21 protein-coding genes and 1 pseudogene are annotated in these 23,135 nt (G+C 39.7%); 16 read left to right on the top strand and 6 right to left on the bottom strand.

The window, feature by feature from the left end:
* Positions 1-76: 76 nt before the first annotated feature.
* The 3 genes from ACFQRG_RS17875 (at position 77) to allB (ending at position 3,663) form a co-directional block, all read left to right on the top strand.
* A complete protein-coding gene (locus tag ACFQRG_RS17875; protein WP_380968633.1) occupies positions 77-766 on the top strand; it encodes a GntR family transcriptional regulator in 690 nt (229 codons plus the stop codon).
* Positions 767-804: 38 nt separating this feature from the next.
* A complete protein-coding gene (locus tag ACFQRG_RS17870) occupies positions 805-2,202 on the top strand; it encodes an NCS1 family transporter (protein WP_380968631.1) in 1,398 nt (465 codons plus the stop codon).
* 78 nt (positions 2,203-2,280) lie between these two features.
* Positions 2,281-3,663, top strand: coding sequence for an allantoinase AllB (gene allB, locus ACFQRG_RS17865; protein WP_380968629.1), 1,383 nt, complete (start codon positions 2,281-2,283; stop codon positions 3,661-3,663).
* Between the two features lie 43 nt (positions 3,664-3,706).
* On the opposite strand, the gene ACFQRG_RS17860 is transcribed toward allB, so the two are convergent.
* Positions 3,707-4,195 carry a GNAT family N-acetyltransferase gene (locus tag ACFQRG_RS17860; RefSeq protein WP_380968627.1) on the bottom strand — a complete coding sequence of 163 codons (489 nt, stop codon included), beginning with the start codon at positions 4,193-4,195 and terminating at the stop codon, positions 3,707-3,709.
* Between the two features lie 366 nt (positions 4,196-4,561).
* On the opposite strand from ACFQRG_RS17860, the gene ACFQRG_RS17855 reads away from it, so the two are divergent.
* The 3 genes and pseudogenes from ACFQRG_RS17855 to ACFQRG_RS17845 all read left to right on the top strand — a co-directional run bounded on the left by ACFQRG_RS17855 (position 4,562) and on the right by ACFQRG_RS17845 (position 6,680).
* Positions 4,562-5,029, top strand: coding sequence for a nucleoside deaminase (locus tag ACFQRG_RS17855; protein WP_380968625.1), 468 nt, complete (start codon positions 4,562-4,564; stop codon positions 5,027-5,029).
* Between the two features lie 191 nt (positions 5,030-5,220).
* Positions 5,221-5,379: pseudogene (locus ACFQRG_RS17850) on the top strand (MFS transporter); the annotation flags it as partial.
* Between the two features lie 83 nt (positions 5,380-5,462).
* The gene (locus ACFQRG_RS17845) at positions 5,463-6,680 is read left to right on the top strand and encodes a DNA polymerase IV (RefSeq protein WP_380968623.1); all 1,218 of its coding nucleotides are present in this window, start codon (positions 5,463-5,465) and stop codon (positions 6,678-6,680) included.
* 25 nt (positions 6,681-6,705) lie between these two features.
* Here the strand turns inward: ACFQRG_RS17845 and ACFQRG_RS17840 are convergent, their stop codons facing one another.
* Both ACFQRG_RS17840 and nagE read right to left on the bottom strand, forming a co-directional pair.
* Positions 6,706-7,623: a DUF7916 family protein gene (locus ACFQRG_RS17840; RefSeq protein ID WP_380968621.1), complete on the bottom strand. Its 918-nt coding sequence runs from the start codon at positions 7,621-7,623 to the stop codon at positions 6,706-6,708.
* A gap of 57 nt (positions 7,624-7,680) precedes the next feature.
* Positions 7,681-9,636, bottom strand: a complete 1,956-nt coding sequence (gene nagE / locus ACFQRG_RS17835) for an N-acetylglucosamine-specific PTS transporter subunit IIBC (protein WP_380968619.1) — start codon at positions 9,634-9,636, stop codon at positions 7,681-7,683.
* A gap of 337 nt (positions 9,637-9,973) precedes the next feature.
* On the opposite strand from nagE, the gene ACFQRG_RS17830 reads away from it, so the two are divergent.
* From ACFQRG_RS17830 to rnz, 5 genes are all read left to right on the top strand, one after another.
* Positions 9,974-10,837, top strand: a complete 864-nt coding sequence (locus ACFQRG_RS17830) for a MurR/RpiR family transcriptional regulator (protein ID WP_380968617.1) — start codon at positions 9,974-9,976, stop codon at positions 10,835-10,837.
* Positions 10,838-10,881: 44 nt separating this feature from the next.
* The gene (locus ACFQRG_RS17825; RefSeq protein ID WP_380968674.1) at positions 10,882-12,003 is read left to right on the top strand and encodes a M20 peptidase aminoacylase family protein; all 1,122 of its coding nucleotides are present in this window, start codon (positions 10,882-10,884) and stop codon (positions 12,001-12,003) included.
* Between the two features lie 79 nt (positions 12,004-12,082).
* Positions 12,083-12,913, top strand: a complete 831-nt coding sequence (locus ACFQRG_RS17820; RefSeq protein ID WP_380968615.1) for a GNAT family N-acetyltransferase — start codon at positions 12,083-12,085, stop codon at positions 12,911-12,913.
* A gap of 17 nt (positions 12,914-12,930) precedes the next feature.
* Positions 12,931-14,040, top strand: coding sequence for an o-succinylbenzoate synthase (gene menC / locus ACFQRG_RS17815; protein ID WP_380968612.1), 1,110 nt, complete (start codon positions 12,931-12,933; stop codon positions 14,038-14,040).
* Positions 14,041-14,203: 163 nt separating this feature from the next.
* Positions 14,204-15,121 (top strand): ribonuclease Z, encoded by a 918-nt coding sequence (gene rnz / locus ACFQRG_RS17810; protein WP_380968610.1) that lies wholly within the window; start codon positions 14,204-14,206, stop codon positions 15,119-15,121.
* A gap of 34 nt (positions 15,122-15,155) precedes the next feature.
* Here rnz and namA read toward each other — a convergent pair whose 3' ends face one another.
* The 3 genes from namA to ACFQRG_RS17795 all read right to left on the bottom strand — a co-directional run bounded on the left by namA (position 15,156) and on the right by ACFQRG_RS17795 (position 18,142).
* On the bottom strand, positions 15,156-16,178 hold the full coding sequence (gene namA / locus ACFQRG_RS17805) for an NADPH dehydrogenase NamA (RefSeq protein ID WP_380968608.1): 1,023 nt from the start codon (positions 16,176-16,178) through the stop codon (positions 15,156-15,158).
* Between the two features lie 91 nt (positions 16,179-16,269).
* On the bottom strand, positions 16,270-17,241 hold the full coding sequence (locus tag ACFQRG_RS17800; protein ID WP_380968606.1) for an alpha/beta hydrolase: 972 nt from the start codon (positions 17,239-17,241) through the stop codon (positions 16,270-16,272).
* Between the two features lie 166 nt (positions 17,242-17,407).
* Positions 17,408-18,142 carry a glycerophosphodiester phosphodiesterase gene (locus tag ACFQRG_RS17795; RefSeq protein ID WP_380968604.1) on the bottom strand — a complete coding sequence of 245 codons (735 nt, stop codon included), beginning with the start codon at positions 18,140-18,142 and terminating at the stop codon, positions 17,408-17,410.
* Between the two features lie 116 nt (positions 18,143-18,258).
* Between ACFQRG_RS17795 and ACFQRG_RS17790 the strand changes: the two genes are divergently transcribed.
* From ACFQRG_RS17790 to wrbA, 5 genes are all read left to right on the top strand, one after another.
* Positions 18,259-19,872: a M20/M25/M40 family metallo-hydrolase gene (locus ACFQRG_RS17790; RefSeq protein WP_380968601.1), complete on the top strand. Its 1,614-nt coding sequence runs from the start codon at positions 18,259-18,261 to the stop codon at positions 19,870-19,872.
* A 10-nt stretch (positions 19,873-19,882) separates the two neighbouring features.
* On the top strand, positions 19,883-20,881 hold the full coding sequence (locus ACFQRG_RS17785) for an MBL fold metallo-hydrolase (protein ID WP_380968599.1): 999 nt from the start codon (positions 19,883-19,885) through the stop codon (positions 20,879-20,881).
* Between the two features lie 16 nt (positions 20,882-20,897).
* Complete coding sequence (locus tag ACFQRG_RS17780; protein WP_380968597.1) at positions 20,898-21,695, top strand: SDR family NAD(P)-dependent oxidoreductase; 798 nt, start codon at positions 20,898-20,900, stop codon at positions 21,693-21,695.
* A gap of 40 nt (positions 21,696-21,735) precedes the next feature.
* Positions 21,736-22,209: an NUDIX domain-containing protein gene (locus tag ACFQRG_RS17775; RefSeq protein WP_380968595.1), complete on the top strand. Its 474-nt coding sequence runs from the start codon at positions 21,736-21,738 to the stop codon at positions 22,207-22,209.
* 297 nt (positions 22,210-22,506) lie between these two features.
* Positions 22,507-23,109, top strand: a complete 603-nt coding sequence (gene wrbA, locus ACFQRG_RS17770) for an NAD(P)H:quinone oxidoreductase (RefSeq protein ID WP_380968593.1) — start codon at positions 22,507-22,509, stop codon at positions 23,107-23,109.
* Positions 23,110-23,135 lie beyond the last annotated feature (26 nt).

The raw sequence follows: 23,135 nt of genomic DNA, 5'->3' as shown, positions 1-23,135 counted from the left end.
TTAATCGTTAATTGTATACAATCTTGTCTTTTATCAAAAGTACAATCTTCAATTTACTTTAAGGGGGATATGAAAATTGAATCTAGTAAATGAAACCGAAATTTATAAGGCGATCAAATCAGCTATTATCCAACAAAAAGTAAGACCAAATACACAACTGGTAGAGGAAGTGCTGGCAGAGTCCTTTGGTGTGAGCAGAACCCCGGTACGCAATGCCCTCAGGCGGCTTGCTTTTGAGAAATTAGTCACGATTATTCCTCATAAAGGTACGTTTGTTTCAGCACCAAGCGTAGAAGATGCAAAAGAAGTCTTTGAGATGCGACGGTTGTTGGAGACAGCTGCTATAAGGCAAGGGTGCAGTTATTTTACAGAAGGACAATTTCGTGAGCTAAAGCAATTGTTAGATGACGAACATAGGGCACATGAAGAAGGAGACTTTTTTGCAGCATTACAAATTTCCGGTGATTTTCATTTAAAGATTGCGGAGTTAACCCGAAATTCATACCTTTATCGCTATCTTGAGGAACTCGTTTCATTGACATATGTCATCATCGCCTTTTATGGTTATCGTCACTTAACAAGCTGCAGTTCACACGAGCATGACCAAATTTTAGAAGCAATGAAAAAAAGAGACGTGGAGATTGCGGTAGATTTGATATCGGATCATTTGACAAAGATCGAAATGAGTCTGGATTTTACTGAAAACATTGCGGCATCGATGAGTTTAACGGATATTTTCTCTATTAAAAGCCATTCAAGTGTTTAAAGGAGATAGTAATCAAAAACATAAAAAGGAGTTAAAAAATGCCTTCAAATTTAGAAAGTTACGTTTCACAAGAGTCAGTGATTCAGCATGATGATAATCTGGATGAATCTTTAATTCCAAAATCCGAAGACAGCAGGACAGTTGGGCCGGTAGCTTATATGTTCATGTGGGTCGGGGATGGTGTTAATTTAGGGAATATGACGCTTGGGGCCAGTTTAGTTGTAGCGGGGACCGCAACGCTGAACATCTTTCAGACATTTGCCGCAGCTTTGATAGCCATTGGTATCATTTCAACTATCTTTGCTTTAAATGACAGGCTCGGATACAGGACGGGAATACCATATGTTATCCAGCTTAGGATGTCTTTTGGGATGAAAGGCTCTATCATATCATCGTTAATGCGCGGAATCCCCGCCATCGTTTGGTACGGTTTTCAAAGCTGGATTGGCGGCACTGCTCTAAATGAAATTACAAAAATCGTAACTGGCGGCGCCTTTGATCATGTTGCCATTTGTTTTATCGTTCTTCAGCTTGTGCAAATTGTACTTTCTCTGTTCGGCTTCCATGCTATTAAATGGGTGGAATCACTCATCTCTATTGTTATTATCTTGGCACTTCTCTATGTATTTGGTATTCTGTTAACATCCCATAGTCATGTTATTGCGGAAAAATGGGTGCATACAAAGGGTACATGGGGTCTTGCATTTTTTGGACAAATTATGATGTTTATGGGAAACTATGCTGCGATTTTTTTAAGTGCTGCGGACTATTCCAGGGAGCTCAAAACCGGTATCAGCGATGGAAAACGCGGGTTATTATACTTTTCACCTATTGTAATCGCTTACGGGTTTGTGCTTTCAATTGGGGCGATGCTTGCTTCGGCTACAGGTAACTCCAATCCTGTGAAGGCGTTTGCAATTGTGGTAGATAACCCTTACATTACGCTTTTTGTATCCGTATTTATTGTTATGGGCGTAGTCGCCACAAACATGGTCGCCAATATTATACCGCCGGCCTATGTCATTACTTTGCTTACAAAAATGAAATATAAGGCGGCCGTCATTGTAACAGGACTGCTTGCATTAGGCGCATTCCCATGGGTACTTGTAAAGGATTCTTCGTCAAAGGGGCTTGGCATATTCATTCTTATCTACTCCGCATTTTTAGGTCCGATCGTTTCAATTCTATTAATTGACTATTATATTTTAAGGAAGCAAAAAGTAAATGTTGCCGAATTGTATGATGAAAACGGTCCATTTGCCGGTTTTAATCCCTGTGCTCTGCTCGCGATGTTTATCGGCGCCGGAGCTGCTTTTCTAAAAGTAGAACTGGCTTGGGTAATTGGGGTTGTAGTGGCAGGCATTGCTTATATTCTCCTAATGAGGTTTACATTTAAACATTCAACGTTTAAAAAGGGATCAATATTTGAGAAGTAATTTTTACTTGTTGAATCAAAAACTATCATTGTTATTATCTGAACAGTCATTATATTCTGTGCTGATGAGGTGAGGTTAATGAAATACGATTTAATTATAAAGGGCGGCAATGTTGTTCTCCGCCATGAAGTGAAAAAAGCGGATGTTGCTGTGAAAAACGGGAAAATTGCTGCTATCGACAGGAATCTGGGGAAGGAAGCTTCGCAAATAGTGGACGCTCACGGTCAATATGTTATGCCGGGAATGATTGATGCTCATGTGCATATATGCGAACCGGGACGCACCGAATGGGAAGGATTTGAAACGGGAACAAAAGCACTCGCTGCCGGGGGGACAACTACATATATCGATATGCCGTTAAATGCACTTCCGGCGACAACGACAAAGGAAGCCTTGAAGTTAAAATTCGAAGCAGCTAAAGGGAAAAACTATGTTGACTACGGATTTTACGGCGGTCTCGTTCCAGGCAATATCGAAAACTTGCAAGAGCTTTCAGATGAAGGGGTCATAGGCTTTAAATGCTTTATGGCATCTTGCGGAAGTGATCATCCAGACGATTTTAAAAACGTTGATGATTATACATTGTATAAAGGTATGAAAAAATTGGCGGAACTTGGGGCTGTTTTATTGATTCATGCTGAAAATGCGGAAATCACTGACCGCTTTGCTGAAGAAAAAATCAGAGAAGGAAAGGTAACTGCAACGGATTACGCGGATTCGCGACCGATATTTACCGAAGTAGATGCTGTCAAACGGGCATTATTCCTTGGAAAAGAGACTGGATGTCCATTGCATTTTGTGCATATTAGTACCGCCGAAGCGATAGAACCAATTATTAAGGCCCGAAATGAAGGACAGGATGTGACGCTTGAATCATGTCCGCATTATTTTACGATAACGGCAAAAGAATTTGAAAAAATCGGTCCTGTCGCGAAATGTTCACCCCCGCTGCGGTCAATAGAAGAACAAGAAAAGCTGTGGGGAGCGTTAAAGCAAGGAAAGATTGATATGTTAACGTCAGACCATTCACCTTGTCCGCCATCAATGAAGTATAGCGGGACGGATAACATGTTTGAAGTTTGGGGAGGTATTACAGGCTGTCAAAATAATGTTGATTTAATGTTTGATGAGGCGGTAAAGAAACGGAATATACCGGTAACAGAATTTGCACGTATGATTGCAATAACACCAGCTGAGCGGTTTAATTTAAGCTCAAAAGGGGAAATCGCTGTTTCAAAAGATGCCGATATGATCCTTATTGATCCAAACCGGTCGTACACTTTAACAGAAGAAGACTTATATTATCGGCATAAACATAGTCCATATGTCGGCCGGACTATTCATTGCCGGGTGACAAAGACATTTGTTCGGGGGTCTTTAGTTTTTGATTTAGAAAAAGGAATCATTGGCAAACCAATTGGGCAATTCCTTACAAACAAAGAACTTATAGCAAAAACCTAAATAGAGAAGGGTGACTATCATATGGTCACCCTTTGGTGTACATTCACTGCAACTTTTTGCTCATGTTATACCAAATAACCCCGCCATGCTTAGAACTCGAAACGCCGTTATTGAGATATCCATAATTTTCATAGAAGCGAATTAAGTTCTCTTTACAAGTGAGAGTAATCGTTTCACGTTTGTTCTTTCTTGCTTCTTTTTCAAGGTGTTCAAGTAACGCGGATGCCACGCCTTGTTTTTGAAAATGCGGGGATACCGCTAATCCCAAAATACTTTGATGACCGCCAGATGCTGGATTCGGCTTTATATCACCAAATAAGTCATCTGTAATAAATGAGGCTTCAATGACAGGCCCGTTGACTAAACCTTTGATCACACCATCTTCTTCAGCTACAAAAAAACTATCCGGTATAAGTTGAATGCGCTTTTTAAACGCTTCTTTCGTGGCAGCCTCTTCTTTTGTAAAGCAAAGATTTTCTATGGCAATAAGTACGGTTAAATCTTCCATCTTCACGTTTCGTATTTTCAACATGTCCATCAATCCTTCAAAAAAAATTGAACCCATATTCTTAATTTTAATTATATATTTCGTTTAATAATTTGGCACCTTATAAGTTAAAAAGTGGTTTTTACTGTAAAGATAGCGTTGCAGTGTAAACGTTTGGGGTAAGCAGTCTAAAGAGCTACATACTCTTTGGCCAACAAGCGCAGCAGGTGCTTCACCTTCTGCCTTTTTATTATATGAAAAACTTAAGTAAAACTTATTTTTTTTATATTTTTCATATAAACTTTCCAATGTTAGCATATTTGTATAGGTGATGAAAGGAGCTAACAACTAGAGACTGTCTGTTTTTAAGAAACGTTTTTTGGATTGATATTTAATTTTGAGGTGATTTTCATGGATTTTGTAAAACGTACAATAGCACTAGCTCTTGAAAATGTAGAAGGAGGCGGCAGGCCGTTTGCCACTGTCATCGTACGAGATGGAGAGATTATTGCTGAAAGTCCGAACCTTGTGGCGCAAACGAATGACCCGACAGCGCATGCCGAAGTCGTTGCAATTAGAGAGGCATGTAAGAAATTGCAGACGGAACATTTAACAGATTGTGAGATTTATATTCTTGCAAGTCCCTTTCCAATGTGCTTAGGAGCCCTTTATTATTGCAGCCCTAAAAAGGTTACTTATATTACGACACGTGAAGATTATGCTCCTTACTATAAAGATGACCGCAAGTATTTTGAGTTAGAAACATTCTATGACGAGTATTGCAAACCAATCGAAGAACGAAGATTACCGATGGTTCAGCAAAAGGATGAAGATAGCATTAAGGTTTATCAACGTTGGAACGAATTAAATGTAAAATAATACAAAAATAGCAATAATAAGTTACGGATTTGCCAATAATTTATTAAACTACACTCAAAAGTGCCCAAGCCATTCCTTAATAGAAGGGCTTGAACGCTATGAGGGGACCAAAAAAAAGCGGCATAGAAAGCGGTTTTCAATATAAGAATGGTATGGTTATAGGCACCGAAAAATGACGGCTTCACTCATTTGCGGATTTTATGGGTATGTTTTCTGAAACATCTTTAAATATGGCCTTAAACGGTTTAATGAAAGAATTCAATATTTCACCTTCAATATTACAGCGGGTTACGACCAGTTATTTGCTCATACTTGGTGTTCTCATCTCGGTTTCAGGACTGCTTATTAAAATCATTTTATAAATTATTGTTAAGAAAAACTAAAGTGTATAATATAAGCAAGAATAATGGAATCTTAATGACAGGTGATCAATATGGATGCCGTGAAAAACCGTGCTAACATTATCTTTCATATCGATATGAACAGCTTCTATGCGTCTGTTGAAATTGCCCATCATCCGGAGTTAAAAGGGAAGCCTTTGGCAATTGCAGGTAAGGTAGAAGATCGCCGCGGTATTGTCGTGACCAGCAGTTATGAAGCCCGTGCCCGGGGCGTGAAAACAACAATGCCTGTTTGGGAAGCAAAGCGTCATTGTCCTGAATTAATCGTTAAGCAGCCTAATTTTCCCCTTTACAGAGAAACATCCCGGCAGTTATTTCAGCTTTTACGAGAGGTTACACCTCTTGTTCAAAAAGTATCCATTGATGAAGGATACATGGACGTAACCGAGGTTGCGCCCAAGATTCATCCGGTTCAACTGGCAAAATCAATTCAACAAAAAGTATTGGATACGTTAAAGGTACCGTCGAGCATTGGGATTGCCCCAAATAAATTTTTAGCTAAAATGGCTTCTGATATGAAAAAGCCATTGGGAATTACGGTTCTTAGAAAACGGGATATTCAAACCAAACTATGGCCGCTTCCGGTTGGAGACATGCATGGGATCGGTTCAAAAACCGAAGATAAGCTTAAAAGGATTGGTATTCATACGATAGGTGACCTTGCAAAAAGTGACAAAGCCGATATAGCTCAGCGTTTTGGTTTATACGGAGAAAGATTATATCAAAGGGCCAATGGTATTGATAATAGAATTGTCGACCCTGAGGCAGAAGAGACTTTTAAAAGCATCAGCCAATCTACGACCTTATCCGAAGATACGACATCAGTGGCAGTTGTTCGGCAAACGTTATCTATCCTCGCTGAAAAAATAGCGGAAAGGATGAGGAAGAAAAAAGTGTCCGCCTATCAAGTGACATTATCGATCCGGTATCATGATTGGAAAAATATTAGCCGGGGTCAAACCGTTAAACAGCCGATACAAACTAAAGATGATATTATGATAAAAGTCATGCCGATTTTTCATGAACATTGGGACGGCCGTCCGATCCGGCTATTAGGGATAACCGTTCAATCGTTTGAAGAACTAGGACAGGCCAGTAAACAATTGGATTTATTCTCTTATGAGATTGACTTGAGGCATGAACCGCTCATTAATACGATTAATCAGATAGAATCAAAATTTGGAGAGGGGATTATAGGCTCGGCCGCAAATTATAAAAAGGGTAACCGGCAAGGTGAAGGGCATGATTGAGTCATGCCCTTTAATAATGAAGATTTCACCGAAGAATAGAGGAGGCCATACGAACATGGGTGTGTCTTCTCCCGCGAATGGCGATTGAATAGGCCATAATATTTTCCGGTACAGCGATGCCTGTATAGCCGGCATCGCCAATATGATGGATATCAGCGCCAATCATTTTATTATTAAGTGCAATTTGGCGAAGGGTCGCTTCATCCGCCCCTTCTTGGCTTGTACCAATGACGGACATGGCAAGGCAATCTTCATGTTTTACAGCATTGATCCAATCGAGTGCAATGTCATTAGTAACCCCTGGCAGTGTTCCCGGAGAAGGGATTAAAATAACGTCTGCACCTGCTTCTGCGAAGGCCTTTATTGTTTCGCGTGAAAGAATATTGTCACCTGACTCTCCATTAATGCCAGCACCGTGCATTTTACCGGCGATGATTAAACAGTCATCACCAAGTACAATTTTTGCGGTTTGAATCGCCTCTAAAATCTCAGTGTTAGTTACGCCTGTTTTTGGGTTTCCTGTTAAACATATAAAATCAAAGCCTAATGCTTTTACAGCTTTAAAAGTTTCTTTTGAAGCCAGGCGCCCTTTAGGGAGCTGAGTTAACTTTTCAATAGCGTTTGCTTTTGGATCGACCGGCTCAAGGTTAACGCCAATCGGGCGACCGGTTAATTTTTTAGTCTCCCTGATAAGATTTTCCGGTTCAATATTTTCCCATCCAATGATATGAGGCTTGAGGACGTCAAATAGGTTAAGTAATATAAGATCTGCGCCAAAGGCAGCAGCTAATTCGATATTTGTTATTTCTCTGTAAAGCGGGGCAACTGTCGGAATAACCTCGGAAACAATGACTCTTCCTTCCGAAGCCGCAATCGCCTGTTTCAATTGCCGGCCGTTCATTGTTTTAAGATCTGAAGCATGGCAGCTTATGAGTCTTTTCATGTATTTTACCTCCTGAAACAAGGAGTTCCCTTAAGTAATAAGAGAACCCCTTACAGCTTATATAATAGAAATAATCCCCTTTGTTCCTTTAGCAACTTCTCCGGTTTTAAGAAGTTTAAAACTCTCATTTTCTCCTAAGTTAGTAAAAACAATAGGGGTAACAGCAGACAAAGCATGTTCTTTTATAACGCTAATGTCCATTTTTATGAGCGTGTCGCCTTGTTTTATTTCATCGTTTTCTTTTACTAATGGCTCAAGTCCTGCCCCTTTTAAGTCCACAGTATCCAGTCCAAGATGTATTAAGATTTCATAACCCTGTTTTGACATGATGCTGATTGCATGTTTGGTTGGAAAGATGTTAATGACTTTGCCATCGACAGGAGAGATAAGCGTCCCATCATCAGGTTCAATGGCGAACCCGTCACCCATCATTTTTTTCGAAAAAACCTCGTCTGTCACTTCGGTCATAGGCAATACTTTTCCATCTAGAGGCATGATAAAGTCATCAGCGGTCAAAGGGCTATGTTGTTCATTTTCTGATTCGGTTTCCGGTTTTTCTTCAATTGGCGGAACAAATGACTCATCAGATGCCATGATTTCCCGCATTGCGTCAGCAACAAATTCTACTTTAGTTCCGACAATGACTTGAATATTTCTTTTACCCATTTTCATTACACCGCTTGCCCCGTGCCTTTTTAATGCGCTTTCATTGATTTTCTTCATGTCTTTTAGAACTAAGCGTAGGCGGGTAGCGCAATGATCAAGCGACTCAATATTGTCTTTACCCCCAAGATCCTGCAAAAAATAATAGGCAGTATGTGTATATTTATCATTTGATGATATTCCCCTAACAGCTTTTGATGAAACGCTTTGATCAAATAACCAGGAAGTATCCCCGACGCTGTTGTCATCTTCATCTTCACGCCCAGGCGTTTTTAAGTTAAATAGTTTAATAGCAAAGTAGAAGACGACAAAATAAATAAAGAAGTAAACTGCACCTTGTAAGAGCAACAGCAATGGATGCTGCGCCTTAGTAAAGTTTAAGAGATAGTCAATCGCGCCTGCTGAGAACCCATATGAGTCATGGATGCTCAGGAAATTAGCTACAATTAAGGATGAGCCGGTCAATAACGCGTGTATGACGTAAAGGAAAGGCGCCAGAAACATAAATGAAAATTCAATTGGCTCTGTTACCCCGGTTAAAAACGATGTAAAGGCTATGCCAAAGAAGAAACCTGCCAGCATTTTTCTGCGATGTTTTTTAGCTGTGACATACATGGCAAGACATGCGCCTGGCAAACCGAACATCATAATTGGGAAAAATCCGGCAGTAAATTTGCCGCCGTTAGGATCCCCGGCAAAGAACCTTGTTAAATCGCCATGAACGATATGGCCGGCAGCATCCTTATAAGTGCCAAATTCAAAATATATCAGCGAATTGACGACATGATGCAGCCCGGTCGGGATTAAAAGACGGTTAAGGAAGCCAAAAGCGCCTAGACCGATGGCACCAGAATTAATGATCCAGTTGCCGACGGCTTCAATCGCATTTTGTACGGGCGGCCATATAATGCCAAAGATGCCGCCTAATATAACCATGGCGATAGAGGTTATAATCGGCACAAAGCGTCTGCCCCCGAAAAAGGCCAGCCAATCGGGCAGTTGTATTCTATAAAACCGATTATACATGAGACCGGCAAGAATGCCGGCGATGATGCCGCCTAACACTGCCAGATTAATATCCTTATTAATAGCGGTTGCCGCGGCTGTCAGAACAAGATAACCGACACCTCCGGCAAGACCGGCAGTACCGCTTTGATCCTTTGAAAAGCCAATCGATACGCCAATGGCAAAGATAAGCGGAAGATTGTCCAAGATTGCCTGTCCGCCGCCATGAATAAACGGTATATTGAGCATGTCTTTATCACCGAGACGCACTAGAATAGCTGCGGCAGGCAGAATGGCAATCGGCAGCATCAACGATTTACCAATTCGTTGAAGAAAGCTTAACATGAATCAGACCTCCTTTGATAAACATTTTGAAAATGACAAATGAATGAGAGCGCTTTCTGAAATTGTTGGAAGTAATTAATTTAATAAAATTATCTCCCCCCTCTGAAACCATCGTGGCTATGGGACTTTCATAAAACATTTTATGTACAGCTTTTAAATATAGACATCTAGACAGCAAGTTTTTAACAGAAATAGAAATTTAAAATTTTTCTGAAATATAACAGTCAAAGATATTCCATTTTTATATTTGATATGATATAACTATAAATGAAGTTTAAACAACTTAGTTTTATTGATATGAAGTTGCAACTTCATCATAATGTTAGAGAGAGGTATCATGATGGAAACTTTGACCTTTGAAAATTTAGTAAAGGAAAAGTTCAATAGTTTATCTGCAGGTCAAAAAAAGGTGGCTGAATATTTACTGCAAAATCTTGAAGAAGCAGTTTTTAGTACAGCATTCCAGATCGGCCGGAAAGTTGATGTCAGCGAGACAACTGTCATAAGACTGTCCTATGCGCTTGGGCTTGGCGGATTTTCCGACATGCAAGAAAAAATTAAAAGACAGTTATTGTCAAACAATCAGCAACCTCCTAACTTTAATAACTCAGCAAATTCCAACGACAAAAATGATAAAAATGCCCCTTTTTCAAAGGTGATTGAGAATGAAATCAATATTTTAAGAAGTATGCTTCAACAATTAAATATGAAAGATTTATGGAAAGCTGTAGATACATTAATTAACGCAGACCGGATTTTAATTGTTGGATTTCGGGCTTCCTATGCGGCTGCACATTGGTTTTCGTACACGCTCAGTACTTTAAGGGAAGGTGTATCATTGTGTCCTTCGACAGATGAATTTCATGAAAAGTTCTGTGACCTGACTGAACAATCGGCAGTCTTGTTGATTTCTTTTCCGCGTTATACAAAGGAATCTTTACATATTGCGAAATGTACAAAAAAACAAGGTGTTCAATTAATATCGGTAACCGACAGAATGCTTTCTCCGGTCGGACGGATATCTGATATCACCCTTACTACAGAAGAAAATGCTGAATCAGGTTCTAATTCCATTTCTTCCATCATCAGCTTGTTGGATTTAGTTATTACGGGAATTAATGCAAAAGATAAAGCAAGGATTCAGTCCCGTCAGAAGAAATTAGAAGAACTTTATTCAGGATATGAAGTATTTATAGAATAATTCATATTCGCAAAATATGAAGGAGCTGTTTAGAATTGGATCCGATGCATTTTTTATCAGAACAAAGCCAAACGATCATTAAGACTTACAATGATTTGCATCAGATAGCTGAACCCAGCTGGTCGGAAAAGAAAACATCTTATTATATCTATCAATTCCTTAAAAGATTAGGAATGGAAATTAAAACATTTGACAACCATTATGGGATTGTTGCAGAAATACCTGGGGAAATTGAAGAAGTTGTTGCGTGCCGCGCTGATATGGATGCGCTTGTCCAAGAGGTTGACGGCGTTGTGCAGCCAAACCATTCCTGCGGTCATGATGCCCACAGTACCATGGTAATGTATGCGGCTTTGGCTATTGCTAAAAGTAATATTCAACCGAAAAGAACAATTCGTTTTATTTTCCAGCCCGCTGAAGAAAAAGCCGGCGGCGCTGTCCAGATGATGAAAGACGGCGCGCTTGAAAATGTAAAAACCCTTTTTGGCATACATCTGCGTCCTCATATGGAAGTACCGGATGGAAAGGCATCTGCTGTGATTATTCATGGATCTTCTGTTAATTTAACGGGAAAAATTAAAGGCGTACAAGCCCATGCTTCCAGGCCGGAAGAGGGGATAAATGCGATTGAGGCAGCAGCGTTCGTTGTACAATGTTTAAAAGAAATTCACTTGGATACGTCAGAGTCTTTTTCTATTAAAATGACCCAATTGCAAACAGGGGGAAACGCATCCAATGTTATACCGGAATCAGCAACTTTCACATTGGATCTAAGAGCGCAAACAAATGAAGCTATGGATAAGCTTAAAGAAAAAGCTGAGCTTATTTTGGAACATGTATCGAAATTGTCAGGTACTAGTATTGATTGGAAGTTTGAAGAATTTGTACCTGCGGCTTCACCTAATGAAAATGCTATGAAATTGGCGCAAGAGGCCATTGAAGAAATACTTGGACAGGAGAATTTTGTGCCGGTTTGCATTTCAAAAGGAGGGGAGGACTTCCATTTCTATACTTTTGAGCACCCTGAGATTGAAGCAACAATGATAGGTTTGGGGTGTGATCTAAGGCCAGGATTACACCATCCTAAAATGACATTTAACGTTAACTCGCTTATCAATGGTGCACAAATTCTAACAAAAGCATTAATAAAAGCAGCGGAAAGATAAGGATATTGAAAAAGTTATTCTATTGTCTATTGTGTGGATGCAATAGCCGATGCAGAGATTCGAAAATGAGGTGTTTTTTATGAGTGAAAACTTAATCATTCGTTCCATTGAATCAGTACAAGAGCTTGAAGAGGTTAGACAGCTGGAGTCACTTATTTGGAGTGAATTAGAATCATATCCTGTCAGTCAAACAATAACAGCAGTAAAGAATGGCGGCATGGTTATTGGCGCTTTTTTGGAAAATCAGCTGATTGGCTTTCAGTATAGTTTTGCCGGTTTTGACGGTCATAAGCCGTACTTATGTTCACAAACTTTGGGGATACATCCTGATTTCAGGAAAATGGGTATTGGGGAAAAACTTAAATGTAAACAACGGGAAGAAGCTATTAAAAAAGGATACGATCTGATCACATGGACGTATGATCCTATGGAAACAGTCAATGGACACTTGAATTTACATAAGCTTGGCGCTGAGTGTTCGACTTATATTGAAAATTGCTACGGGGACATGCCCGATGCTTTAAACATTGGGATGCCCTCGGATAGATTTGTAGTGGAGTGGAGAATTAAAGATAGGCAGGAGAGAAATCAAAACTATCATCAATCCGTTAACTTGCTCAATAATGAAAGTCATTTATTAATTAAAACGGGTAAAAATTCGGATGGGTTCCTTGTTCCAGAAGAAATTGATTTATCAAAGGATCAAGACGAAGAATCTCTCTTTGTACCTGTATCAAGCGATTTTCAAAGTATAAAGCAGTATAATCTGGATCTTGCATTGTCTTGGAGAATGAAAACCCGGCAAGTATTTACACATTATTTTAAGCACGGCTGGTCAGCGGTTGACCTTGTTCGAAATGAATCAGATCCTGATATATGTTTCTATGTTTTAAAGCAGATTAATAGTTAATGAGAGGAGATTCGATAATGGAAATTAAGCATATCGTATTGCGTCATTTAAAAATGGATCTTTTAAAACCTTTTACGACGAGTGTTGGTACTGAATATGATAAAGATTTTATTTTAGTTGAAGTTAAGGCAAAGAATGGTTTATCCGGATGGGCAGAATCAGTTGCAGCCATTGATCCATTTTATAAAGAAGAGACAGTCAAAACGAATTGGCACATCATGAGTGATTTTTTAATCCCGATTTTGCTGAAAGAGCCTATTACTCATCCTGATCAGGTGTCGGAACGATTCAGTCATGTCCGCGGCAATTTTATGGCTAAATCAGCTTTGGAAGGAGCAATATGGGACCTTTATGCCAGAGAAAACGGGATGCCTTTGGCAAAAGCACTGGGAGGCACAAAAGATAAGATTGAGGTTGGCGTAAGTATTGGCATTCAAAGCTCTGAGAAAGAATTGCTCGATCTTATTGAAAAGTCTCTTGATGAAGGCTATAAACGTATAAAAGTAAAAATTCAACCTGGATGGGATATAAACATATTATCTCTTATTCGCAAGCATTATCCGGATATTCCGCTAATGGCTGACGCTAACACCGCCTATTCGCTTGATGATTTAGAGCTTTTAAAATCCCTTGATGAATTTAATCTAACCATGATTGAACAGCCTCTTGGATTTGATGATATTATTGATCATGCCCGGCTGCAATCAGAAATAGAAACACCTATTTGCTTAGATGAAAGCATTCACTCAGCTGAAGATGTAAGAAAGGCGATTCAATTAGGAAGCTGTCAAGTTATTAATATTAAAATAGGCCGCGTAGGCGGGTTGACAGAATCTAAAAAAATTCATGACCTTTGCGGGTCGCATGGTATTCCTGTCTGGTGCGGCGGCATGCTTGAATCAGGTGTCGGCAGGGCGCACAATATAGCGATCACGAGCCTGGAAAACTTCGTATTGCCCGGGGATACGGCGGCCTCTTCAAATTATTGGGCTCAGGATATCATTGAACCGGAAGTTGTTGTAAACAATGGATTGATCACCGTTCCTGATAAACCGGGGATCGGATATGAACCTGACAGGTCTAAAATTGAAGATTTTACTTTGTACAGCAAGGTTTTTAGAATATAAGAAGCTATTTTTTCGCTAAAGTTTCAAATGTGATAATGTAATGGGTTATTCCATCCTGTTCTTTTCTCTTATAATAAGAGAGGGAACAGGATTTTATTAATGTAAAGAGATGTTTTATAATTGAATAAGTCTTTTTAGTTCGAAAAATAAAGGAATGATACATATGCACTTTACCTTTTTGGGCACTGGTGCCGGAGTGCCTGCAAAAAATCGTAATACGACATCAATGGTTCTTACGATGCCTGAATATCAAGGCGATACATGGATGTTTGATTGCGGTGAAGCGACCCAGCATCAAATTCTGCATACTTCTGTTAAATTGTCTAAAATCAAAAAGATTTTTATCACTCATATGCACGGCGACCATATATACGGCTTGCCCGGTGTCTTAGGAAGCCGTTCGTTTCAAGGCGGCGTTGATAAATTAACCGTGTACGGGCCGAAGGGAATTAAGGATTTTATTGAGATAAGCCTCTCTGTATCTTCGACATATTTAAAATATCCGCTGGAAATTATTGAATTAGATGAAGACGGTATTATTTATGAGGATGGAAATTTTAAGGTGTCTGTAAAGGAACTTGAACATGGCATCACATGTTTTGGGTATCGTATCGAGGAAAAGGATCAGCCGGGAACACTTTTAGTTGACCGGTTAAAGGCTGAAGGCGTGATGCCGGGACCTATTTACAGACAAATAAAGGAGCATGCGGCTGTTACGCTGCCGGATGGACGGACATTAACATCTTCAGACTATATTGGGCCGGATAAAAAAGGGAGGAAATTGGCTGTTTTAGGTGATACGCGCGTTTGTCAGGCGGCTGTAGAACTGGCTGAAAATGCTGATCTTTTGATTCATGAATCAACTTTTTCAAAAGGAATGGAACAGAAGGCGCATAGCTATTTTCATTCAACATCAACCCAAGCTGCCAAAACAGCCAAGGCGGCAAATGTTGCCGCCTTGATTTTGACACATATCAGCTCCCGGTTTCAGGAGGATGATCAGCTGTTACTTGAAGAAGCGCGGGAAATTTTTAATCCAACCTATCTTGCTAAAGACTTTTGGACGTATGAGTTAAATTAACGATTAGGTTATCCTTAGCGGAGAGCGGTTTTAATTAAAACCGCCAGCCGCGCTCATATTGTACAGGCGTTTCAATTGTTTCGCCCAACTTAACGGCTGCAGTTCTAGGCCAGTATGGATCACGCAGTAATTCTCTGCCCAAAAAGATCAAGTCAGCACGGTCATTTTTCAAAATCTCTTCTGCTTGGACAGGATCCAGTATGAGTCCTACTGCAGCGGTTGGTATGTTTGCTTCTTTTCTTATTTGATCGGCATACGGGACTTGATAGCCGGGAAAAGCATCAATATTAGCCGGAGCAACAGCACCCGAACTGCAGTCGATAATATCAACGCCCTGATCTTTCATTTTCTTTGCATAGTATACGTAGTCGTCCGGTGTATTTCCGCCTTCAATAAAGTCATTTGCGGAAACGCGAACAGACAGCGGTCCTTGCCATGCGTCTCTGACAGCGTCAATCACTTCTGATAAGAAACGGTAACGATTATCTTTTGAACCGCCATATTCATCTGTCCGTTTATTGGCAAGAGGGGATAGAAACTCATTAATTAAGTAGCCGTGGGCACCGTGGATCTCGATTAAATCAAATCCAGCCTCTTTTGCTCGGCGGGCGCCTTGTCTAAATGCTTCAACAGTTTCTTTGATATCCTCGGAAGTCATTTCTTTTGGAACTTGATATTCATCACTGAATGCTTCAGCTGAAGGGGCGATAATTGGTCCCTCTAATTCTGCTTTACGGCCGGCATGGGCAATTTGGATCCCCATTTTACTGCCGTGCTCATGATTGAGGTCTACCAGCTGCTTCAGCCCTTCGATATGATCATCGCTCCAAATACCTAAGTCCTGATCAGAAATCCTTCCTTGCGGTGTTACAGCGCTAGCTTCAACAATAACCAATCCTACCTGACCGACAGCCCGGCTCGTATAGTGAGTGAGATGCCAGTTTGTGACTTTACCATCCTTATTCGTACAAGAATACATGCACATTGGTGACATGACAATGCGGTTTTTTAGTGTTAAATCCTTAATTGTATAAGAGGAGAATAGTTTCTTTGCCATTTAAATCACATCCTTTTGCAATCTACAGAGTGTAATATTCCCATGTGCACGATATTATAGCATAAGGATTTTATGGTTACAGTGAATATGCTCACGGTGTAAAGCTGTTTTTGATAAAAAAGTTTAAAAGGGTTTTCTCATAGCGGTCAGGAAACAGTAAAAAGGATTCGGTGTGGCTTGCCTGATCAAACGTTTTTAAATCAATACTTTTTGAAGTTTTATATTTATTATAAATGGAACGGCTGTTAGAAATAGGGATGGCTTCATCAGCCGTTGAATGAATAAGTAAAATAGGGCCATTAAAATGTTTCACGGCATTGATCGGTGAAACAGCGTTTGGATCCAGCCCCGATAATATGGGTGCCCAAAAATCAAGAATAATTGGTGTAAATGGGAATGAAGGAAGATGTGACCAATGAGGCAGGTTTGTTTCTAAGTATTTTTTTAAATTTGTAAAAGGTGAATCGGCGACTACCAATTTAACGGAAGGATCTTTTGGAGCGGCCATTAACGACGTCGCTGCGCCTTGTGACCAGCCGATGAGGCCAATTTCCGCATGATGATCAAGGTTTTTAACTTTATCTATAGCCCCTAGAAGATCTTGTTTTTCATAATAACCTACAGTTGTTGTTTTCCCCTCTGATGAACCGCTGTTGCGAAAATCGAAGGTGACAACGTTGAAACCTGCTTGATTAAGGAATTTCATAAATTTTAAGCCCGGCTTTCCGGAATCAACATCCGGCCATATTAACCGGTTTTCCGTATAACCATGGGAGAGAATGATCCATTTGTGCGTTGGATTTTTAGCTTTTATCACCCAACCATTTAATTTCAAATGACCCTCCCGGCTGTTAAAAGAAATGTTTTGGTACGGTAATCCAACAGCTCCGGGATTAGTTGCAACCGGATGACGCGCAGGGTGGATCAGAGCGTTTGTAACATAGTAGCTTATACCCATAATTGCTATTACTATAATCATGATAATAGTGATAGTAACAATAATCCACCTTCTTCTTTTTTTCGGGCGTTTAATCGATGGTACTTCCCGTATGACAGTGCCCATATAAAATTGCCCCCTTTCTTATGTAAGAAAAGTCTGCCCCTCCTATAAATTGAATTTTCAAATAACATTGTATTAATTATATCAGAAAAATAAAATAGTAATTGTGTTACCTGTACAAAATAAATGGCCAGTTTTGTAAACTAGCCTTAGTTAGTAAATTATATTATTATTTTTTAAAAGCCTCTAAACAAGCCAAAGCTTGCTTCGGATCGTCTGTAATAATACCATTAATTTTCCATGAAATAAGCCGATTGATAAGTTTTGTTTGGTTCACTGTATAGGCTCTAACTTGTATTTGGTGCTGCTGCGTCGTTTCGATCAGCTCTTTAGTAACGTTACGGTAATGAGGATGAATGGCTGAGGCATGTATAGATTTTGCATATTCCCATGGTACCGGTATAGACTTCTTGTATAATGGTGCTGTTTCAGCTGCAGAATCGATTTTATGGATTTTAAAAAGACTGTCATGATTGAAAGACGAATAGACGGTTCTTGATGCTAAATGGTAATCATGAACCATTTTAATTACAATTTCCTCCATGCCTTTATAAGGAAAAACGCTATTTTTCAACTCAATATTAAGTATGAGATTAGTTTTTGACATCCAATCAAGCACTTCTTCCAACGTTGGAATGGTCGCTTTACGTGATAGCCATTTGAATCGTTTCCCGGCATTCAGTTTGGTTAAATAGCTGGCTGTCAATTCCTTTACGAGTCCTTTGCTGTTAGTTGTCCGGTTGACCGCTTCATCATGTATAATAACCGGCACCCCATCTTGTGATAATTGTACATCAAGCTCGATACCGTGGGCACCGCATTTATAAGCCGCCAGAAAAGCAGGCATTGTATTTTCAGGATATTTAGAGCTGTATCCCCGGTGGGCGAATATCTTTGTTGACATCTCGACACTCCAATCTGTACGTTAATCATATAATGATATGTCGAAATTTAAAAGGGTTTCAGAAAAAAACAGAGAAATCTATAATAGTATATGGCAAGGAAAGGTGATAAGCGACTATGGAAAATTGGCAAACAAAAGACCAGCTAAAAGAATTATTAGTCAAACTTGTAGAGATCCCGAGCATTACCGGGTCAGAATCTGAAATCGCAATGAGTGAGTATATCCAGCTCAAATTATCCGAACTGAAGTTTTTTAAAAACTATCCGCATATGCTGGAGCTGCATCCCACTAATGATGGACGCAAACTTGTAACCGCTTTAGTAAAAAACGGCCATTCGAAGAAAACTGTCATCTTACTAAGCCATTTTGATGTTGTTGACATTGAGGACTACGGTGATTGGAAAAATCTTGCTTTTAGACCTAATGAATTAACACAGACATTTAAAGAAAACAGAGACCATATTCCGGAAGAAGTAAACAAAGATCTTAATAGCGGACATTGGCTGTTTGGAAGAGGCAGCATGGATATGAAAGCGGGTTTAGCTTTGGAAATGTCCCTTCTGGAAGAAGCAGATGCCGGCCGTTTTTCCGGCAATGTCTTATTGCTGTCTGTTCCCGATGAAGAGGTTAACTCTCTTGGGATGACAACAGCCGTTGAAGTATTGTTAGATTTGGCTGAAAAGTATGACTTGGAATATACAGCTGTTTTAAATACTGAGCCTTCTTTTCCAAGATATCCTGGCGACGAGGCTCGTTATATTTATACGGGATCCATCGGGAAGGTACTCCCCGGATTTTTTTGTTATGGAAAGGAAACGCATGTAGGCGAGCCGCTATCCGGCTTAAATGCAAATTATATGGTTTCCGAAATTAATCGCTTAATGGAATTAAATACAGATTTTTGCCAAATGATTGAAGGGGAAATGACACCGCCGCCAACTAATTTGATGCAAAAAGATTTAAAGGTTGATTATTCTGTTCAAATCCCTCATACAGCCGTGACACTATTCAACCTTTTAATGCTTGATCAGCCGCTTGAAGTGATTAATGCTGAATTGTTAAAAATAGCGGGACAGGCGGCAAAGCAAATTGAAGACCATCATTTTAACCAATCAGAAAAATTTTCTCAGTGGGCATCATTTAAACCTGAATCTGTATCCGTCCGTGTGATGACATTTGAACAATTGAAAAAGAAAGCAATTGCTTTATATGGTCAATCCGAGATAGAACGTCTCGAATCTTATACTCTGGCTAATTTCCAAGAACTTGGTGACAGGGACTTGTCAACAAGGCTTGTCTACGATTTAGCCAGCCTGTGCAAGCATTTGGCGCCAATGATAGTTTTATTTTACAGCCCGCCGTTTTACCCGGCAGTCACATCGAAAGATAATTCAAAAATTATGGATGTTATGCAAAATGTCATTGAGACGGCCAAAAACAAAAATATTGACATTAACCATCAATATTACTTTGCAGGTTTATCTGATTTAAGTTATGCAGCCCTGCAGCAAGATTCAGCGTCTTTATATGATTTATTTTACAATATGCCCCTTTATGGAAAACGCTATGATTTACCTGTTAATGCAATGCAAACACTTAATTTACCTGTATTGAATCTCGGGCCGTACGGGAAAGATGCTCATAAGTGGACTGAACGCTTAGATGTTGATTTTTCATTCGGGGAATTACGCCCGCTCCTTTCACATACTGTTGAACAACTTTTAAAATAAGGTGATACTGATGAAACCTGTATTAGTTGATCATGGTGTTTGGCAAATGACCTTGCCGACGCCATTTGACATTGGACCTGTTAACGTTTACCTCATACAAAATGATATCATAACTTTAGTTGATGCCGGTCCTAAGACAGAAGAGGCTTGGCTGTCATTTAACGATGCTTTAAAACACATTGGGATGACACCGAAAGATATCGATCAAATTGTTTTAACGCATCATCACCCTGATCATACCGGGCTTGTTAACTATTTTAATCAGGATATACCGGTCATTGCCCATTCGCGCCTAAGACCCTGGTTTGAGCAAGATGAGGCATTTATGATGCGTTACAATCGCTATTTTAAGGCACTTGGTTATCAAATGGGTGTACCCGAAATTTATAGAAAGAAAATGTCATCGATTGAAGAAGATTTGAAATACGCGTCGAAAGGCATCCTCACTAAGGCTGTTGATGAAGGGGATACTATTGACGGTTTAAAAGATTGGCAAGTTCTTTATACCCCGGGTCATGCCCAGAGCCATATCAGCTTGTACCGGGAAAAAGACGGCCTATTTTTAGCGGGGGATCTTTTGCTCGAGAAAATTTCCTCTAATGCTATTTTAGAACCGCCATACAATGACAAGGAGACTCCGCCTTGTTCACTGCTCCAATATCGGGAGTCGCTGAAGAGATGCTTGAAGCTTAATATTTCAAAGGTCTGTCCAGGTCATGGAAAAGTTTTTGCCCAAGCCCATGAATTAATAAATGAACGTTTGCAAAACCAGCTTGAACGGAGAAATAAGGTATTAAGTTATTTGGAATCAGGGTGGAAAACGACATTTGACATTGGAAAAGAAATGTTTTCAAAAGCCTATTTAACGCAAATGGATCTTGTTTTATCCGAGATACAGGGGTATTTGGACTGGCTTTTGCAAGCAGAAAATATACAAAAAATAGAAAATAACGGCGTCATTTATTATAAAGGCTTATATGCTGAAAATACTTCTACAAGGACTTTTTGAAGGCAGGAATAAAGAGATGAGCAACCCAAGTTTAAAGAATCAAATCATTATTATAACAGGTGCTTCAAGCGGTATTGGTAAACAAATGGCAATCGCCGCGGCAAGAAAGGGAGCCTTTCTCATTTTAATGGCCCGATCGCTGGATAAGCTGCAAATAATTCAAAAGGATATTAATGATAATTATGGCGTGGAAGCAGAAGTCCACGCCATTGACGTCAGCGATACAAATGCTGTACAACATGTTTTCAGTAAAATTTTTAATCATCACGGCCATATTGATGCCCTTATTAATAATGCCGGATTTGGTGTATTTGATTATTTTGCTGAGGCGGATCCAAATGATATTAAAAAGATGTTTGAAGTGAATGTCATAGGATTAATGAATTGTACGAGGATGGTTGTTCCTTATATGCTGAAGAGCAATAAAGGGCATATTATCAATGTTGCTTCTATTGCGGGTAAGCTGGCAACGCCAAAATCAACTGTTTATTCGGCAAGCAAGCATGCTGTATTAGGTTTTACAAATGGTTTAAGAATGGAACTTGCCGGAACAAACATTCATGTTACTGCCGTCAATCCCGGGCCGATTCGAACGAATTTCTTTGATATTGCTGACCCAAGCGGACAATACATAGCCAATGTTGGCCGATTTATGGTTGAACCTGAAAAAGTAGCTCATAAGGTTGTTGATATTATTGGCACTAACACCCGTGAGGTTAATATCCCATGGACGATGAGTACAGGTGCCCGTCTTTATCAAATATTTCCAAGGTTGGTTGAAAAAATTGCCGGGAACCTGCTTAGTAAGAAATAGATTTAACTGTTTTTTAATTAAAAAAGGGCGGTGGATGGGATTGAAAATACGGCATTCTGCTAAAGCGATCATTATTAAAAATGGGAAGCTGCTTGTCACTGAAAATAAAGACAACTTTGGCACCTTTTATCTGCTTCCCGGCGGCGGCCAGAAACATGGAGAAGATCTGCACCAAGCATTAAAAAGGGAATGTTATGAGGAAATTGGCATCCGGGTTGAACCGAAAGAACTTATTTATTTGAGAGAATATATTGGGAAAAACCATGAATTTCATGCTTTTGATGGTGATGTTCACAAAATAGAGTACATATTTTTATGTAAACCGGCGTCAGAAGATGAACCTCAAGCGGGGAGACGGCCTGACCAATATCAAACAGGCGTCACTTGGCTTCCTTTAGCTGACTTAATGGACTATCGTTTTTACCCAAAGGCTGCTTGTCCGTTAATTACAGAAAGATTTTATATTAAAGAGCATATTGACGAGCAGCCTGTCTATTTAGGCGATGTTAATTAAAGACCATTTGTGTGGTCTTTTTTTGTGTACTTTTACGCCGAAGTTTATTATGAGAAGTCTCGCTTTTCTTTGCAATTCGCAGCAGTTTCAGATGTTTTGCCCGGTGCCATTAATTACCCTTACACAAAACTGTTTATTTTATTGTATTGTTGGAAAAATAACCTTGAAAACGGTTTACTGTATTCCTTGACAAACACAATTATTTAAAATACCATGCTTATATAAAGTAAGTTACATATTAATAAGCGGTAGCTTACAGCCTTATAAATATGGTAAACAATAGGGAGGAAGTTATTCATGTCAAATGTCAATCTTACAATTATTTACTATAGTTCAACAGGAACAAATTATAAAATGGCCGAATATGCGCAAGAAGCTGCTAAAGAAGCAGGCGCTGAAGTTCGCCTGGTCAGAGTCCCGGAATTAGCGCCGGCTGAAGCTATCGCTTCAAATCCTGATTGGAAAAAACATGTTGATGAAACACAACATATTCCTGAAGCGACCCATGCCGATCTTGAATGGGCTGACGCTATTATTTTCAGCATGCCAACCCGTTTCGGAAACGTTCCTTCACAAATGAAGCAATTTATTGATACATGCGGCGGCCTTTGGGCAACAGGTAAAACAGTTAACAAAGTTGTCAGTGCCATGGCAAGCGCCAATGAAATTCACGGCGGTCAAGAACAAACGATCTTACAGTTCTATACATCAATGTATCACTGGGGAGCTATTGTTGTAGCGCCGGGTTATACTGACCCATCTATTTCAGCTGCCGGAGGCAACCCTTATGGTACAAGTGCGATAGCAGGTAAATCTGAAGATGTTAAAGAGGCTGCCAAACATCAGGCTAAACGCGTCGTTGAAGTTGCTGAATGGGTAAAACAAGGACAAGCTAAATAACTGTTAAAGACCAAGGGTGATATCCT

The sequence above is a fragment of the Scopulibacillus cellulosilyticus genome (assembly GCF_042665295.1).
GTDB lineage: Bacteria > Bacillota > Bacilli > Bacillales > Sporolactobacillaceae > Scopulibacillus_A > Scopulibacillus_A cellulosilyticus.
This window is presented reverse-complemented; position numbering and strand designations above follow the sequence as displayed.